The sequence below is a fragment of the Amycolatopsis sp. lyj-109 genome (genome assembly GCF_046548995.1).
In the GTDB taxonomy this organism is placed as follows: domain Bacteria; phylum Actinomycetota; class Actinomycetes; order Mycobacteriales; family Pseudonocardiaceae; genus Amycolatopsis.
In genome coordinates this window covers 1-15,431 of sequence record NZ_JAJPWR010000045.1, presented here as the reverse complement: position 1 = coordinate 15,431, position 15,431 = coordinate 1, and the positions used below count along the sequence as shown (strand labels likewise).

The 15,431-nt window shown below is 64.4% G+C and carries 19 protein-coding genes and 1 tRNA gene; 11 read left to right on the top strand and 9 right to left on the bottom strand.

The features are described from left to right. Positions 1–5: 5 nt before the first annotated feature. Positions 6–533 carry an integrase core domain-containing protein gene (locus tag ACLJQF_RS47265; protein WP_410617114.1) on the bottom strand — a complete coding sequence of 176 codons (528 nt, stop codon included), beginning with the start codon at positions 531–533 and terminating at the stop codon, positions 6–8. A 72-nt stretch (positions 534–605) separates the two neighbouring features. After that, positions 606–803, bottom strand: coding sequence for a hypothetical protein (locus ACLJQF_RS47260; protein WP_410617112.1), 198 nt, complete (start codon positions 801–803; stop codon positions 606–608). 403 nt (positions 804–1,206) lie between these two features. Between ACLJQF_RS47260 and ACLJQF_RS47255 the strand changes: the two genes are divergently transcribed. Next, positions 1,207–1,569: a hypothetical protein gene (locus tag ACLJQF_RS47255; RefSeq protein ID WP_410617110.1), complete on the top strand. Its 363-nt coding sequence runs from the start codon at positions 1,207–1,209 to the stop codon at positions 1,567–1,569. A gap of 167 nt (positions 1,570–1,736) precedes the next feature. After that, on the top strand, positions 1,737–3,029 hold the full coding sequence (locus ACLJQF_RS47250; protein WP_410617109.1) for a hypothetical protein: 1,293 nt from the start codon (positions 1,737–1,739) through the stop codon (positions 3,027–3,029). A gap of 100 nt (positions 3,030–3,129) precedes the next feature. Here the strand turns inward: ACLJQF_RS47250 and ACLJQF_RS47245 are convergent, their stop codons facing one another. Together ACLJQF_RS47245 and ACLJQF_RS47240 are read right to left on the bottom strand one after the other, a co-directional pair. Further along, complete coding sequence (locus tag ACLJQF_RS47245; RefSeq protein ID WP_410617108.1) at positions 3,130–3,342, bottom strand: methyltransferase domain-containing protein; 213 nt, start codon at positions 3,340–3,342, stop codon at positions 3,130–3,132. Between the two features lie 146 nt (positions 3,343–3,488). After that, positions 3,489–3,836 (bottom strand): ArsR/SmtB family transcription factor, encoded by a 348-nt coding sequence (locus ACLJQF_RS47240; RefSeq protein ID WP_410617107.1) that lies wholly within the window; start codon positions 3,834–3,836, stop codon positions 3,489–3,491. 213 nt (positions 3,837–4,049) lie between these two features. On the opposite strand from ACLJQF_RS47240, the gene ACLJQF_RS47235 reads away from it, so the two are divergent. The 7 genes from ACLJQF_RS47235 to ACLJQF_RS47205 all read left to right on the top strand — a co-directional run bounded on the left by ACLJQF_RS47235 (position 4,050) and on the right by ACLJQF_RS47205 (position 9,068). After that, positions 4,050–4,376 (top strand): hypothetical protein, encoded by a 327-nt coding sequence (locus tag ACLJQF_RS47235; protein ID WP_410617106.1) that lies wholly within the window; start codon positions 4,050–4,052, stop codon positions 4,374–4,376. After that, positions 4,376–4,792, top strand: coding sequence for a hypothetical protein (locus ACLJQF_RS47230; protein WP_410617105.1), 417 nt, complete (start codon positions 4,376–4,378; stop codon positions 4,790–4,792). The genes ACLJQF_RS47235 and ACLJQF_RS47230 overlap by 1 nt, the downstream gene beginning before the upstream one ends. Beyond that, on the top strand, positions 4,789–5,265 hold the full coding sequence (locus ACLJQF_RS47225; RefSeq protein WP_410617103.1) for a hypothetical protein: 477 nt from the start codon (positions 4,789–4,791) through the stop codon (positions 5,263–5,265). Before ACLJQF_RS47230 ends, ACLJQF_RS47225 begins: the two co-directional genes overlap by 4 nt. Then, complete coding sequence (locus tag ACLJQF_RS47220) at positions 5,258–6,814, top strand: hypothetical protein (protein ID WP_410617101.1); 1,557 nt, start codon at positions 5,258–5,260, stop codon at positions 6,812–6,814. Before ACLJQF_RS47225 ends, ACLJQF_RS47220 begins: the two co-directional genes overlap by 8 nt. Positions 6,815–6,848: 34 nt before the next feature. Continuing rightward, positions 6,849–7,439, top strand: coding sequence for a sigma-70 family RNA polymerase sigma factor (locus ACLJQF_RS47215; protein WP_410617099.1), 591 nt, complete (start codon positions 6,849–6,851; stop codon positions 7,437–7,439). Further along, a complete protein-coding gene (locus ACLJQF_RS47210; RefSeq protein WP_410617097.1) occupies positions 7,423–8,073 on the top strand; it encodes a hypothetical protein in 651 nt (216 codons plus the stop codon). The genes ACLJQF_RS47215 and ACLJQF_RS47210 overlap by 17 nt, the downstream gene beginning before the upstream one ends. A gap of 161 nt (positions 8,074–8,234) precedes the next feature. Beyond that, positions 8,235–9,068 (top strand): ImmA/IrrE family metallo-endopeptidase, encoded by an 834-nt coding sequence (locus ACLJQF_RS47205; RefSeq protein WP_410617096.1) that lies wholly within the window; start codon positions 8,235–8,237, stop codon positions 9,066–9,068. 482 nt (positions 9,069–9,550) lie between these two features. On the opposite strand, the gene ACLJQF_RS47200 is transcribed toward ACLJQF_RS47205, so the two are convergent. Genes ACLJQF_RS47200 through ACLJQF_RS47190 form a run of 3 tightly spaced genes read right to left on the bottom strand, consistent with a single transcriptional unit; the run spans position 9,551 to position 11,528 of the window. Then, on the bottom strand, positions 9,551–9,961 hold the full coding sequence (locus ACLJQF_RS47200) for a hypothetical protein (RefSeq protein ID WP_410617095.1): 411 nt from the start codon (positions 9,959–9,961) through the stop codon (positions 9,551–9,553). A gap of 2 nt (positions 9,962–9,963) precedes the next feature. Then, entirely contained in the window at positions 9,964–10,758 is a 795-nt protein-coding gene (locus ACLJQF_RS47195) for an alpha/beta fold hydrolase (protein ID WP_410617094.1), read from the bottom strand. After that, the gene (locus ACLJQF_RS47190) at positions 10,755–11,528 is read right to left on the bottom strand and encodes a hypothetical protein (protein ID WP_410617092.1); all 774 of its coding nucleotides are present in this window, start codon (positions 11,526–11,528) and stop codon (positions 10,755–10,757) included. Before ACLJQF_RS47190 ends, ACLJQF_RS47195 begins: the two co-directional genes overlap by 4 nt. A 1,009-nt stretch (positions 11,529–12,537) precedes the next feature. Between ACLJQF_RS47190 and ACLJQF_RS47185 the strand changes: the two genes are divergently transcribed. Next, a tRNA-OTHER gene (locus ACLJQF_RS47185) sits at positions 12,538–12,619 on the top strand. 50 nt (positions 12,620–12,669) lie between these two features. Here ACLJQF_RS47185 and ACLJQF_RS47180 read toward each other — a convergent pair. Further along, positions 12,670–13,881, bottom strand: a complete 1,212-nt coding sequence (locus tag ACLJQF_RS47180; RefSeq protein WP_410617140.1) for a tyrosine-type recombinase/integrase — start codon at positions 13,879–13,881, stop codon at positions 12,670–12,672. Positions 13,882–14,035: 154 nt separating this feature from the next. Further along, a complete protein-coding gene (locus tag ACLJQF_RS47175; protein ID WP_410617139.1) occupies positions 14,036–14,368 on the bottom strand; it encodes a helix-turn-helix domain-containing protein in 333 nt (110 codons plus the stop codon). A gap of 223 nt (positions 14,369–14,591) precedes the next feature. Here ACLJQF_RS47175 and ACLJQF_RS47170 point away from each other — a divergent pair, with 223 nt between their 5' ends. Further along, entirely contained in the window at positions 14,592–15,023 is a 432-nt protein-coding gene (locus ACLJQF_RS47170) for a histone-like nucleoid-structuring protein Lsr2 (protein ID WP_410617090.1), read from the top strand. Positions 15,024–15,431 lie beyond the last annotated feature (408 nt).

Below are 15,431 nucleotides of genomic sequence, written 5' to 3'. Positions count from 1 at the left end.
TCACATCAAGCGACCTGCTGATATTCGTGGATCAGTCCACCCAGCCGATCACGCTGCCGAACCCGCCAGACGCCAGCCATTCGGACGGGAACCACCTGATCGGGCGGTCGTTGGCCCAAAGAGCGATGGGGGCGATGCTGATTGAAGTGATCGAAGTACTCCGCCAGCACCTGCTCCAGATGACACCGGTTGACGACGAGCATCCGATCCAAACGCACACTGCCCACCCAGCGCTCAGCGATCGCATTCGCGCGCGGTGCTCGAACAGGGCCACGTAGGATGTCGATGCCGACCGACTCGAACACCGCATCGAACGCGGCAGTGAGCTTCGCGTCGCGGTCACGGATCAGAAACCGCACGCCGTCCACTCGATCACCAAGCCCCACCAGCAAGCTCCAGGCCCGCTGCACCACCCACTCCGCAGTCGGACGAGCGGTCACCCCAACGATGCGCACCCGGCGACGGTCGTGCTCGACGACAAACAACACGTACAGCCGGCGCAGCAACACCGTGTCCACGCGGAAGAAGTCCACCGCCAAGATCCCCTTGGCCTGGGTCGTGAGGAACTGCTTCCACGTCGGCCCCGACCGGCGCGGCGCCGGGTCCTATCCGGCGTCCTTGAGAATCTTCCACACCGTCGACGCCGCGATCACGTGGCCCAGCGCGACAAGTTCGCCGTGGATTCGCCGATAACCCCACCACGGGTTGTCCCTGGCCATTTCCACCACCAACCTGCGGATCGCCAGGTCAGCGCGTGGCCGCGCCGGTAGGTCCACCGGCGTCGCACCAGTGCCGCGTGCCACCGCAGGATCGTGCGTGGCGACACGATCAACCGCAACCGACGCCAGTTCGGCACCAACCGCACCAACGCTGCCAAGACCGCGCGATCAGCCCAAGACAAATGCGGCCGCGCCACCTGGCGCCGAAGCACGGCAGCTGATGACGCAGCACCAGGATCTCCACCTCTTTGGCGCCATTAGATCGCGAACACAGCACCAGCCACCCGAATACTCGCGCCACCAGCAGATACAGCAATCTCATGATCACAGCATATGATCATGACCCACGGCACCGTCACTCCATAAACCACCCGCCCACACTCCACGAACCAGCTGGTCAGCACCCGTGACAGCGTTTCCGGCATCCACAGGCCGTGGCCTGGATCTTGCCCCGGACCTCGGCCAGTATGGTCAACTTTCTTGCTGAATGGATCGCCCGACGCCGGACGCGGTCGCCGATGCGTGTTTCATCTTCGCGCCCGCCGCTGCGCGGCAACTCGCAGACGCCCGGTACGTGCCGGACTGCCGGGCCGCGATCCGATCGATGGCCGCAGAGGTCACTGCGGCGGGCGACTACGTGAACAATCTGTACCTCTCCGAGCAGGCGTCCCAGTCCAACCCAGACGGCACGATGTCGGTGGACGCGTGCCATCTGGATTTCAGGGCACTGACCGACGACACACCGCATGCGAACCCCGGGCCACAGATCGGGCGGTTAACGCTCGCGCAGCCACGGGGACAGGGACAAGGGCACCTGATCGTCGGCTACCAAGCTTGTCCTTCGAACTGACCATTCCGACCGCTCGGCGCTGAAGCTACGTCGGTCGTAACGCGGGCGGCTCCGCGAACGACGGGTTCCGACGTGACCAGACTCGACAGAGACCGGAAATCAACCCCGAACGCTTCATTGCCGGACAGCAAGTCCTTTGCAATAGATGAGCGTGAGCGTGTCCACAAGTGGAACGAATCGTCAACAGCAAGGGCAGACCAGTGCGCCCTATCCTAGGCTCGGCGGCAATATATCTCGCAGCGACGGGCTACTTCTTGGTATTCAATATTCTTTGGATGCGGACAACCTTCAGGGTTATCGCATTCGCCGCGGCTCGCAAATATAGCAAGATGCTCCCCCGCGCAACCTTCAAGCGCGTTTATGATGGCCGATTTAGGAACTTTGCCGTAGGCATCATGGGATTTCTCGCCAGTATCGTCATACCTATAATCCAAGTCATTCGACCAGTAGTCGACAGCAGCGACGAGCTACATCGAATCTACCTGGCCGGCGGAGTAGCACTGTTCGCATTACCCTATGCCTTACTGCCCTGGTTCGTGTACCTCCGGCTAAAACTTGCATTAATCGGAATGAATTCGAGCAATTGGGAGGACGCATTCATGGCCCCACCAGTGCCAGCGTTCTTGTTCGTCTACATGAAAGCATCATTTCGCGAAATGCATCTGGGAGTAACCTTACTGAGTGCAGTACAGGCCGTAATCGTGATATTCGGCGCATTCGTCAGCTATGGCTCCACGGCAAATCCGAAAACCTATCGAGACTTGTTAGGAATTCTTTCGATGGGTGTCACTTTTGCCCTGCTCTTCCTCATTAGCCGCCTACTTGTAAGAACATACTCCTTGCGAAGGCCCGAATACCTTATTGCAAGCCAGGCGATCGAATTTACCTCTGAGCGCGGTTTTCACAAAACCGGACTGAGTTCACGGAGATTTAGTGGTAGAATATTCAAGGATCGAGGTCAACATGGTTCACGCGACCTTGGTTATCGTTTGTTCTCGCCACGAGAATGGCGGAGCACGGAACACAGCATGATGTTTTCCGTGGCAAGAGCCCTTGTTCGCCTTCCTGCCCGATTCAGATATCGGTTCACAGAAATTCAATTGGCAGAGATTGAACGCGCAGCCGCAACTTTGAGTTCAATGCTGACATCAGATTACCTACGCGGCGAAAACCGCGACGATACGCTTGAGTTGTGCATGGCCTACGCGACCGCACTTGCTTTCCACGAGGATCCAGTCTTCATCGGGAGGGAGATCGTTCGACGTTTCGGTGAAGCTGACTCCACAGGCCAGCTCGGAGCGCGGAATTTTTGGAACTCGATTAGCGCATTTAATGAAGCCATAAAAACAACAGGTCCAATATTCAAGCTCATCTTGCTGGCTACCGTTATTACAACGCTACTGCTAGTCGGTAGACAGTCCGAGCTACTTGAACTGCTGAGAAAGTTGGTCGGAGGTTGAGCATCCGATGCAAACCGACCAACGCAAGCGGCGGGCCACCGGTCGCCCGCTGAGCGCCGGATGTCCCGCCGCTGCGGCGAGCTAACGTCAGTTATCAGATTCAGGACCCGGGGACCTGCTCGGCGCGCCGGCGGGCGAGGGTGAGCATGTCGTCAATCATGTCCAGGCCGATGGCCCGCCCACCTGGCCCGACGCGACGGGCGGAGAGCAGGACGTCCAGCCCACCGCCGGAGCCGAGGTCGAGGACGGTCTCGCCAGGCTTGAGCTCGGCGACGACGAGCGGGTTCCCGCAGCCGAGGCTGGTGGCGGTCATCTCGACCGGAAGCTCCGCGCCGGCGTAATGCACGGCGCCGAGCCGCTCGGCAACCCCTTCGCCGGCCAGCAGGCCAGTCCCCTCACCGACCAGAGCCCGCCGGGCGGCGGTGGCATAGCGGTCCTAGACGGCATCCCGATCGGGGTTCATCGGGCCTCCTCGTCGACGGTCTCGGCGAACGACCGGACCCCGCGCCCCATGACGACGTCCGCAGCACTCGGGAAGCAGGACACGCACTCTTCGTTCACGCGATAGAGCCGAGCAGTCCCCCGCGGCTCCACCAGCACGAACCCGGTGTCGGCAAGGACCTTGAGGTGCGCAGAGACGGTGGACTGGCCCACGCTGACCTTCTCGACGATCTCCCCCACCGTCATCGGGCTGCCGGTCTCGGCGAGCAGGTTAAGGATCTGCACACGCGTTGGGTCCGCGAGAGTGCGGAACCACTCGGCGTAAGTCTTGGCAGTGTTGCGGTCCAGCACAAGCACCTCTTCCATCGCCAATCGACGATAAACGATAGACGATGAAGCTGAGGAGCGGAACCTATCGGGGCTGAACGATCCCGGTTGTCGACCAGCAGTGGCGCGGGCGAGTCCTGCCAGCAGGGCACATTCCAGCTGCGACTGAAAGCATCCCTGAGCTGGGCATTTTCATTCTGGCGAGGTCGATCGTCTACTCGGTACACGGCACCGAAACCGAGGAGGAGAACGATGCCGAACACCAATGTCCCGCAGGGACAGAACGAGGAGCAGACCGGCCACGGCGGCGGCAACCACCCGTTCCACGTGATCGTCCGGACGCTGGCGGGCCACCAGGTGCGAGAGACGGTCAAGCCGGACGACAAGGTCGCCGACCTCACCCGCAAGGCAGTGAAGTACTTCGTCAACAAGGGCGAGCTCGTCGACGGCGAGTACGCCCTGACCCTGCCCCGCGGCGGCGAAGGCGAGCTCGACCCCACGTCGACCCTCCAGCACGCGGGCGTGCGCGAGGACGACGTGCTCGTGCTGATCAACCGCAAGCCGCAGGTCGACGGCTGATGGCCCTGCACCCCCGGGTGCTGGCCGACCTGCTCGACATCGAGGTCGAGCAGGCGCGGGCACGGCTGGGCCCTCGCGCCGGAGACCTCCGCCGCGAGGGTTCCAGCCTGCTGATGACGCTGCGGCCGCCCGCCGGCGGCACGTGGACGTTGCGGCTGGACGGCTCCCGGTACGACGCGAAGCCGTTCGACGTCGCCCTCGTCGACGACGCGGGCGACGTGCTTCCGCTCGACCAGTGGATCCCCGGCTTCGCCCACGGCATCCACAGCAGCCTCGGCGTGCCCTGGGTCTGCGTCAGCGGCACCCGGGCTTACTACGCCCACGAGAGCCACTACGGAGAAAGGTGGGACGCGGTGCGATACGCGCTCCGAGCGGACAGCCTCCTGGACCGCCTCCTGACCAAGGTGGGGCTATGAGCCCCCTGGTGCTGCCGGCGCAACTGCTGGCCGACGCGCGGATGTTCTTCGAAGATCGCGGAGCCCGCGGTCACGAGGGCACCGCGATGATCAAAAGCGGCCCGAACGGCGCGGCGCTCGTCATTCCGCAGCAGCGGCCGTGGCGGGGCGCCGGCGGCGGCGTCTCCGTGGAGGTCACCCGGGCCGGGCAGATCGAGCTGGCCTTGGCCCTCGAACCCGGAGAGCTCTACGTCGCCCGGATCCACTCCCACCCGGCAGAGGCATTCCACTCGCCTGCAGACGACGCGAACCCCGTCTTGACCCATGAAGGCGCGCTTTCCATCGTCGCTCCGTTCTTCGGGCTCGGGTTGCGCCTCGGCCTCGACGCGTGTGCAGTCCTGCGCCGCGAAGGCGATCAGTGGCGGTCCCTGCCCCCGGGCAGCGAACGGGACCTTCACCTCCGCGTGGCCCCGGAGGTGAAGTCTGATGACTGATCCGCGCCTGAGGCTTCTCGGCACCGCCGACGAATCGGCCGCGGGAGAACTCCTGGGTGCCCTGGACGATGTGCGGGTGGAGATCCGCGCCGGGACGGACGTGATCGGCGGGACGGCCACCGCGCTGGCGGCGTTCACCGGCATGGCGGCACGCCTGTTCGGTGACATCGCCTTCGCGCACCCGGTCGCCTTGCCACCCAACTGGTGGGGCACCAGAGACAGCGCCGCCCTGCTGGCCGCGCTGGACTACGTAAGCCCTCATCCCGCGCACGCACCGCAGCGGAACCTCGTGGTCACCTTCGGTATCCAGGTGGAGGCCGGCGACCTCGGCGTGGGCGGCGACGACTACACGGTCCGTCTCGGCCTGACCCCGCAGCCCGTGGCGGCCGTCACGACCCACGCGCTCGGCGTGCACGCGGCGGCGTGCCTGGCGGTGAGCCAGCTCCTGATCCGCGTGCTCGGACCCCTCGGCTTCTCGGGCGTTGCGGTGGACGCGCCGTACGTGACGAACTTGATCGACTACGGGTTGACCGCGGCGCCGGAGATACCCGTGCTTCCGCCGGTTCGCGATCGCCTGAAGCTGGCCGTCGCGGGAGTCGGCTCGGTGGGCACGAGCAGCCTCGCCCTGCTCGCGACGGCGTTCGCGCCACAGCTCACCGGGATGCTGAGCGCGGATGCGCTCGAGGACATCACGGTCATCGACTCCGACATCTTCGACCCGACGCGAAACCCTTTCCGCTATCCGGCGCTCCTTGGGACCGAGACCGGGCCGAAGGCCGACTACATGGCCTCGAAGCTCACGAAGCTCGGCCTGGGGACGCGTCCGGTCTCCACTAGCGTCGCCGACTGGGTCGTCAGCCGGGAGAATCCGGGCTTCGACGGGCTGGTGTTGTCGTCAGTCGACACCCTCACGGGTCGATTGGAGGTAACCGATGTGCTGGCCCGGTCGGCGTTGTCCCTCGGTGTGTCCGGCCTTTCCTTGCACGCCCAGAGGGAAGGGTTCGGCGACGGGTTCGCGTGTCCGTTCTGCGACTTCGTCAGCGCCCAACCTCCGGCCACACAAGCAGGTGTCTACGCCGAGACCACAGGGTTGTCCGTCCAGCGGGTGCTCGCGCTGCTCCAGGACGGGGCTCAGCTGACCGCCGCGGACATCGACCAGGCGATCGCGGCGGGCAAGCTGCCCGTGCATCGGCGCGGCGCGCTCGTCGGCCGGTCGATCAACGACTTGGTCCGTCAGGCGTATGCCGAAGCCGAGGTCCGCATGGGCGCCGCTGCCGGGGGTGAGGAGGTGGTCGCCGTGGCCGCGCCGCAGGTGTCCTGGTTCGCCGGCGTGCTGGCGGCGGCGGAGATCGTGAAACAGATTCACGGTCTAGCGGTGCTGGCGGGCCGGGTAGACGTCGACCTCAGTGGACTGCCGCCCGGGCTGGTCCGCCGAGTGCCGGCCGACCGCACGGGCCGGTGCTTGTGCCGCTCGGGAACACGGCGCCGGTGGTACCAGCAGTTGTACGGCGTTCAGGTACCGGTCGAGGTCACGCACGGTGCGTCATGACCCCCCTTACCGCCGTTCGGCGCATACTGCTGCTGTGAGCGCCGGTCAGGAAGCGGGTGAGGCGCCGGGGTCGACCGACGGCCCGGCGGCCGACCCCGGCGCGCTCTACGCGCGCTACCACGGGACCCTGAAAAGGTACGCAGAGGGAAAGCTTCCCCCCAGGCTGCGGAGTGAAGCCGGCACGGCCCTCAGCATCGTCTTCGAGCGACTGGTGAACTACCGCAAGGAGGGCCGGATGCCCCGGCCGTCCAATTGGGAGGCCTACTTGCACGTCGCGGTCGGCAACGCCTGCAAGACCCTGGCGATGGCGCGGCAGCACGAGGAGGTCGACGACGGTGATCCGCGAATTCACCGCGACGCACCGCACGACCCGACTGGCGACGCTGTCCTCGAGCGAGATGAGGACCTCGAACAGGCGGAGCGCGCAGACCGCGCCAAGGCTGCACTGGACGCACTCGACGAGCGGTCCCGTGCGATCGTCATCGCCAAGCAGGCCCACCGCCGGACCAACAAAGACATCGGCGAAGAGCTGCACATGACCGGCCAACGAGTGAGCCAGCTGCACAAGGAAGCACTGAAGCGGCTCAAGGAGGAGGTGAATCGTCCGCGTGACCGGCAACCCTGATGACGGTTCCAGGCAACGCACCGACGACGGCCAAGCTCCGGACATGCACGACGAGATTGATCCCTGGCTCGACGCCGTGAACGTCGCCGCCGAACTCGCCGCGGAAGAGAAAGACCGAACCGGCCCTCCGACTCGCGAACCCGTCAGGCACGACGACCCCGTCGCCCTGATGCTCGGCCTCGTGCCCGATCCGGGCGTACTCGTCGACGGCCGCAAACTCGCGGCCGCACGCAAACGGTCGCAGCTGGACCTCCGTCAACTCGTCGCCCGCATCAACGCTCGCGGGTGGGACGTGACCATGGCGGAAGCGTTCAAGTGGGAGATCGGCAGTCCCGCTCTGGCCCCCGCGCTCATCACCGCGATCGCCGAAGAGCTATCCGTCGGAGACGATGCACTTCTCACCGCGGTACAGCCGACCGGTGGCATCGACGACCTCTTCGACGACCAGCGAATCCAAGCTTTCCTCTCGGACTGGGCTGCCGAGGCCGGCGTCCAGCTTGCGGAGCTCCGCCAGCGCGCCACGTCCACGTTGGCCGGCGCCGCCCATAGGAACCGCACCGGTGGCTCAGTCGAAGCGCTGCTTGCCGTCCTCCGGCAGTTTCGGTCGATCCCCGGATTTTTGGACAGATCATGACCAGGAGAAGCCAGGCCACCAGGCTGGTGCGGGCACTCCCTCCACCACTTCGAGAAGCACTTCGCCGAGCGCCTTTCGAAGCGATGACCGGAACCGGCCTTACCGTTCGCCCAGTTGAGCAGTTGACTTCTCGCCGTGGCGCGCACGGGATGTGCGACGGAATGTCGTTCACCGAGCACAACACCGTGCTCTACTCGCCCACAAACTCACGTCGCGAGAACTTCACCCTCCTTCACGAGTACGGGCACATACTGGTGCTCCAGGACGAGGAAGCTCTGAACTGGGTCGCCGACCAGGACGAACCGGCCGTCGAGGTCGAGAAACTCTGCGACGAAATTGCCGCCATGCTCCTCGTGCCAGACGAAGTCCTGAACACGATCGTCGGCAAAGGGCCAATCACCGGGCAGCACCTACTCGATCTGTTCAAGAAGACTGAGGCAAGCCAAATCGTATGCGCCATCGCCTTGGCCCGCCGGCTCACCTGCACAGGCGCAGTCGTCATCACTGACCGCGCCACCCAAAAGGTCGTTCACGCCAGGTTGGTCGACCGCCCGGCGGTCTACCCCACTTCCGGCCAAGGTATCCCCAGCGACCACCCTTTGGCCCGTCTGCGACCCGGTCAGCAACTGGTCCGCAAGTCGTTCTGGTCCACCCCGTGGGGTACTCGTAACACCTTCTACCTGAACGCCGCAGCATCTCCGAAGCGCACGTACGCTGTTCTCGCCGAACTCGACCTCTGGAACGTCGACAAGCTCCACCTGACCGGCCCGGAACACCAGCGAACCGACCGCCCGAGCACCACTTTTACCTGCCAATGCGGCTACGCCGGCGCCACAACAGGGTTTCCCTGCCCCGACTGCGGAAAGCCGTTCTGCCCAAGATGCGGGCAATGCGACTGCCAGCGACGACAGTCATTGACTGGAACCTGTCAGGAATGCTTCACACAGTCCCCTAAGAACGATCTTGAGAACGACGTCTGCAGCAACTGCCGATAGCACGGATGATCGTCAATCCGTGGCCATGGCTCCCTGCATTTCCGACCGCACGGTCGCGCACAGCTTCCGCGAAGCCTCAGCTCCGATGCCAAGCTCGCGTCGGAGCGTCTCCGCCGACGGCATCAACCTGCACTCCCGAGCCGACGCAAGTTCGTGAACCAGACCCTGACGACGCTCACGAGGCATTTCAACACCCGGCGGTGGGCCGTGCCGGTTACCGCAGGCCGCCCCACCCCGTCGGGCACGGCAGAGGTCGGCTACGCCGTCGAACCGGTACGCCGGTGCCGCGGTACGCCCACGCGGCGCGGGAAGCCTTGCTGCGCAGAGGCTCGACGAGCTTGGTGTGGCCGGCGCGGGCCAACCTCTGCCGCGTCGCCGTCGCAGCAGCCGACCGAGATCCAGTACCGGTACAAGCGCTGGCAGCCGGGCCTTCGGATGCGGACTGAACCGACGCTCGAACCGGGTCGTGTGTAGTCGCGGGCTCAGCCTTGAAGCGGGGTGCCATTCGGAATATCCCCCTGAGACCGACGTATCTGATCGAGATCTGCGGTGATCTTCGCGAGCAGTTCGTCCCGCTGTACACCGGAGGCCTCGACCGCGAGGGTGAAGCGGTCAAGGATGGATTGGTACGCGTCACGCAGCCGACGGTGATACCGCCAGCGCTCGCCGAAGTTCAGCGCACGCTCAGCCCCGATCAGGAAGGCCCCCAGGCCGGCCAGGACCCGAGGCAGCCACGAAACGTTGTCCGGCCACGGCACCGTGGCGGCGATGGTCACGGCGAGAGCCAAAAGTGTTCCGCCGTTGAAGAGGAACGAATCCAACCTGGGATTGTGCTCGGAGATCGACTTGTTGATCGAGGCTTCGAGCTTTTCGTATTCCGCACTCAATGTCATACTCACTCCACGTCTCGCACAGAGGGTGTACGCTCGGCCACCCGGTTCGTCGGCGGAATCCGCCCAGCGACGGAGTGATCCATCGTCCACGCCACAGCTTGAGCGGTCGAGGGGACCTCCCAATGAGTGTGGTGGTCGAACTTGCAGTCACGGTGCCGCCACCCACGAGACCAGGGCTGACCGCTCAAGCCGACGGCTCCCGCCAGAGGGGAGAAAGGTTCAGCAATCTTCTGACCGATCTTGAAAACGCTTCGAAGCACTTTGTCGTCCGGGCTGTACTCGACCGCTTCGCGGCGAGCAAGTGGCATGAAGCTGAAAAGGCCGCCATCGATCATCTCGTTGACGTCCACTGCAGCTCCCAGCAGAACTAAGCCGCGCAGTATGCCGGACCCGCGAAGGCGGTCCGCAGCCGAAAGAGCCACCACCGAACCCAGCGAATGACCAACTAGGACAACATCGCCGCTGTTTCTACTCGCCAGGTAGTCGCCGAGATGTCGGCCGGCGCGGCCAGCCCGGCCCACCACTGCCGGATAAGCAAACCTCGAGAGGTTTCGCCAGGGAAAACGAGCACTCGGCCACAGGTACACACCTTTTTGCACCCGGCCCATCAGTTCTCCCCTGAACAGATTGCTCCACAATGTGTTAGCTTGAAGGAACCCCCGCTTCCGGTCGACGTTGAAACCGTGGATGAAGATAACCCAGACATACCCCCCTAGCGGTCGACCTTCTTCGACGACGAAACTGCGCCGAAGACCACCACGCGACTCGCCGCGGAGCGTAAGAACAAAGTCACTCAATGACGGGCCCCCCGTTCCACCAGTCGGACCAAGTCCCGCACCGTCCAGGAAACAGGGCCGCCAACGACCAGGCCCAGCACCATCCCCACCACGATGCCCGCAAACGAGGCACTGGTAGCCCAAGCGCCCAGCGTCGATAGCACACCCGCCGTCACAGCCGACATCGCGCGCAGGAGCGTGTACCACCGAACGGTAGCCTCGATCTGGAACGCATCGACCTGCCGCTCGATGTGTTCGAAGATAACCGAAGGATCCTCTTCACGTTGTGAAGTACGCTCGATCTCACGGAGAATGACATACCAGAACAGTCCTCCGTTTCCTCGCAGGCGCTCAACGGCCTCGCGCGGCGAATACTCCCGAAGAAGAAGCCGAACCTGCTCGCGCAACAACTGGGATACCTGAGACGCAACCTGCCGAATACTGCCCTGGTACGAGAGGATCATCGGCACATCGACTCCAAGGTCGCCAGACTCCAGGTTGAACCAAAGATTCAAACGAGAACGATTAAATCTCGCCGATAATCCTGAAAGATTCTTAACAAACTCCAGTACAGCACAGGAAATCAGCCCGGAAGCGGCCGCAACGACGACGAGGTGCCCAAAATCAGGCCTTACGTTCTTCGGCGCAACCTGCGGGATCCAACGTCCCCCGCCGCCGACCAAGAGAAGAACCGTCGCCGAGACAACAGAGATCCCCAATACCAGCAGAGCAACAACACCAGCCCGGCTTACACCACGAAAGATAGGCAATCTGCCGAACAACCTATTCATCTTCCTCCCTTCAAGGCACCCAGGCCACCGGCGGGGAAGGGCCCCCGCTTGCGAAGTGACGACTTCGCAAGCGTTCCAGGTACGGCATCTGCGCGGGTCATAGCCAGCTTCTCGACGACTTCAGTACAGTCGGAGGTCGCCTCGACCACTCTGCGTGTTACGTTACCAAGGAGGCAGTCATCGGAATGTGATCAACCAGGTATCGTATCTACTTGCGCAGGCACACCGCATGCGCACCTCTCACGGTCGTTACATCCGACCGGTGCTCGCAGGCGATGCACACATCCACAGCCCACCTCACACGCCGATGGACAATGTCGAATCAGCCGGTGTCCACCCTGGACTTGCACTACTTCCGCGCCGCGTCACGCCGCCCGCGCCCGCAGCACCCCGCCGCCGAAGAGCTCCCGTATGATGCACTCCGCCGCGTCGTGCAACATAGCCACGACCCGCTCCAGTCGCGCAGCGTGCGACGAGAGATCGTCGCCGGTCGATCATTCCGGGCCGCGGATCGCAACGCAATGCAGGCGATACCGCCGACGCATCACCCAGCTCCTGCGCGAGACCGCTTCGCAGCCGGACCTGGCCGAGCTCCCGGTACAGTGCGAGCCCGCCCACCCCGTTCACCGCGCGCCCCCTCGCGGCCGACGCTCCATCACCTACAGGACATCGGCTCGGCAGCAGTCCATCAGCCACGCCGGTTGGCGTGATTGCCGCCAGCGAGCTCAGGGCACCAGTACACTGAGGCGACACACCGTTACTGATCTGTTATCAGTCAGCCTGCTCCCCGCTGCCCCAGAACCAACAAACCCAGGCCGCGCGACCTAGGCTTATCTCCCGATTTAGAAGTCCATTAGAAGTCCAATCGAGACCGATCGACGGATTACGGGCATGCGTTTGCGCTGACGGCGCCAAACTTGTCTGGCGATGTTTCGGCGACGGCGACTTGAACCAACGGTGCTGAAGCCGCCACCTCGGGAAGGAACCAGAGCGCTCGACCTGCACGACAGCGCGGTTCACCTGGTCGATCCAGCCGCCGCACTTCCCTGACACGGAAGAGGTCACTGGTTCAATCCCAGTATCGCGCACCACATGTTTTCGCAGGTCAGAAGCCCTGTCCCTCCCCGGAGGGGCGGGGCTTTCAGCTGTCAGTCGGCGACGATCCGGCGACGGCCCCCGGACCCGGCCCGATCGCCCGCCGGGACCGCAGGTGCGGGAACCACGACACCAGCTTCGCCCGTTCACCCGGATACAGCGACGCCAGCGACCGCAGCCAGCGTTCCTCCAGGACGTCCAGGATCTGGTTCACCATCGCCGGGGTCACGTGGTCGTAGACGCGGGCGATGCCCTTCATCTTCTGCCCCAACCGGGCCCTGCGGGCAACTTCCGGGATCCCGTCTTCGGTCAGCCACGTGCTGTGCGTGTGCCGGCCTTCGTGGAACGTGAACGTCGGCAGGATCGGCGGGCGCCGCTCCCCCGCACCAGGGTCATCAAGTTCGACCCCGTCCCAGGCCGGCCGCCAGAAGCGGATGCGGAAGTTCGACCGCCGCCACGGATACCCCTCCGGCGTGCACAGCACGAACGGCTCCCGATGGCTGTCCATCAGCTCCTCGTAGAGCACCGCGATGCCCGGAGGCAACGCCACAAACCTCATACCCGCAGGAGTTTTCGTCCGGCCCTTCTTGGGCCGTGAGTTCCCGCGCCGTGTCGGCGGGCGCTGGCGACCGTCCGCGTGATGATCATCACTCTTGCGGCCTCCTTTGTAGACCTTCCCGGCTACCTCCTTCAGTGGTGTGCGGATCTCGATGCCGCGGCGCTCGGAGTCGTACTCGTGCCGCTGCTGCCCGACAAGTTCACCCCATCGGGCGCCGGTATAGAAATCCATCAAGCACAACACAAACCCCGACTTCCCCAGCCCGAGCTCGTAGAGCCGCATCGCCGCCCGCAACGCCTGGGCCGGCGTCGCCACCAGCCTCTCGGTGTCGAACTCTCCGCTGGACACTCGGACCCCGCTGCACGGGTTGGCCGGGATCATCCTGGCGCGCACGGCGGCGTTGAGGATGGTGGAGAACAACGCGAAGTACGACGCCACCGACGACTCGGCGTAGTCTTCGTGCAGCTCCGAGAGCCACCGCTCGATCTCGACGTACCCGTTGAAGATCGCGATCAGCGGCCACGCCTTCCACTGCGGCAACAGCTGGGTGTCGAGGAACGACCGGTATTTCGCGACCGTGTTCAGTTCCAGCCGCGGAGCCACCGCCGCCAGCCACTCCTCGGCGAAGTCGTCGAACCGGGTCTCGCCATCGCGCGGGTCGAGCCACAGGTTCCGTCGGATCAGGGCTTCCTGCTCCAGGCCCCATTCCTCGGCAGCTTTCTTGGTGGGGAACCCTGACCTGCTCCCCCACGTTCCGTCGGGGCGCTTGTACCGGGCACGCCACTCGCCCGTGCCGGGCTCTTCCTGGCCGTGGGCCATCCTTCAACTCCTCTTCTCTGTTATTCCGCCCGCCTCACGCGGCACGGAAATCCTCGGCAAGGTCCTCAACGGACACCCGGCGCCGCGGCGACTTCACCGGCGCGGCACTGAGCCGCACGATCTCGGCGACATCGCCACGGGTGAACCGGTAGTGCTTGCCGAACCGGTGATGCGGTAACACCCCGGCGGCCGCCTGGTCCTTCAACGTCCTCGACGACAGGTGCAACAGCTCCCCCACCTGCTCCGCGGTCAGCAACGCGTCCGGATCCACCGGCGGCTCCGGCACAGCCGCACAGACCGCCGCCGCGAGCTCCCGGATCGCAGCAGCAACAGCGTTGACCTGCCCCTGGTCACGTTCGGTTTCCATCACAACCTCCAATGTTTCTGCTGGAGAACTCGACTCAAAACAGGGAAGTGTTCGCCACACCGCACACCCATCCATGCCTACAAGACCGCAGACGGTCAACAGCTTCTCGAAATAAACTCAAAGAGACTCGTCCAGACACCTACCCGCCGACACCACGCGATTCCACGACGCTACTATTCGACCAATCCACCATGCACCCGCACCGGAACGGAAGGAAACACAAATGGCCAAGATGGTCAGCATCGAGATATTCGACGACACGGACGGCAGCCCGGCCGAGCAGACCGTCCCGTTCGGACTCGACGGCGTGTCCTACGAGATCGACCTATCCACGCCGAACGCCAACGAACTACGCGAAGCGCTGGCGCCGTACGTGTCGGCCGCGCGCCGCACCGGCGGCCGCCGCATCAAGGTTGCTGCCGGCCAAGCAACCGGTGACACCACGACCGAGACCGAAGCAGCCACCGAATACACGGCCACACACGATATCCGAACCTGGGCGCGGCAGAACGGCCGCGAAGTGGCAGACCGAGGACGAATCCCCGCCTCGATAGTCGACGCCTACCACGCATCGCGAAAGGCCGAAAACTCCGGCCCCTCACGAAAGAACCGAGCACAATCAAAAGCGCGACCAAAGTCGACGCGAAGCAAATGACTCGCCAGCACGAGGACACCACCCCGGCCGACGCACCGTCAGACCGCACCCCGGGAACCCTTCGAAAGACAAGAATCATCGGCGGCCTCCATCTCAAGCGATCCGGCGCCCGAGCTGGCACCGGCGACACCCTCTAACTCCGGCTGTTCCCGCGCTTGGAGACAGGCACCGGGCAGTTGACGCGTTGCGCCGCAGCCCTGATGCGGTTGCCGGAGCCAGCGCTCACCGGCGAGCTCCAGCGGCTCACAGCAGCCGGCCGGGCCAATCACGCCGGCAGCTGGGGGTCTGCCCAGGGTCTGGTTGACACCTCACGTGTGAGGCTGCCGCCTCGCCTGGAAGGATGTCACCGTGCCCAAGCCCTACCCCCGAGAGTTCCGTGACGACGTCGTGGCCGTGGCCCGCCGCGGC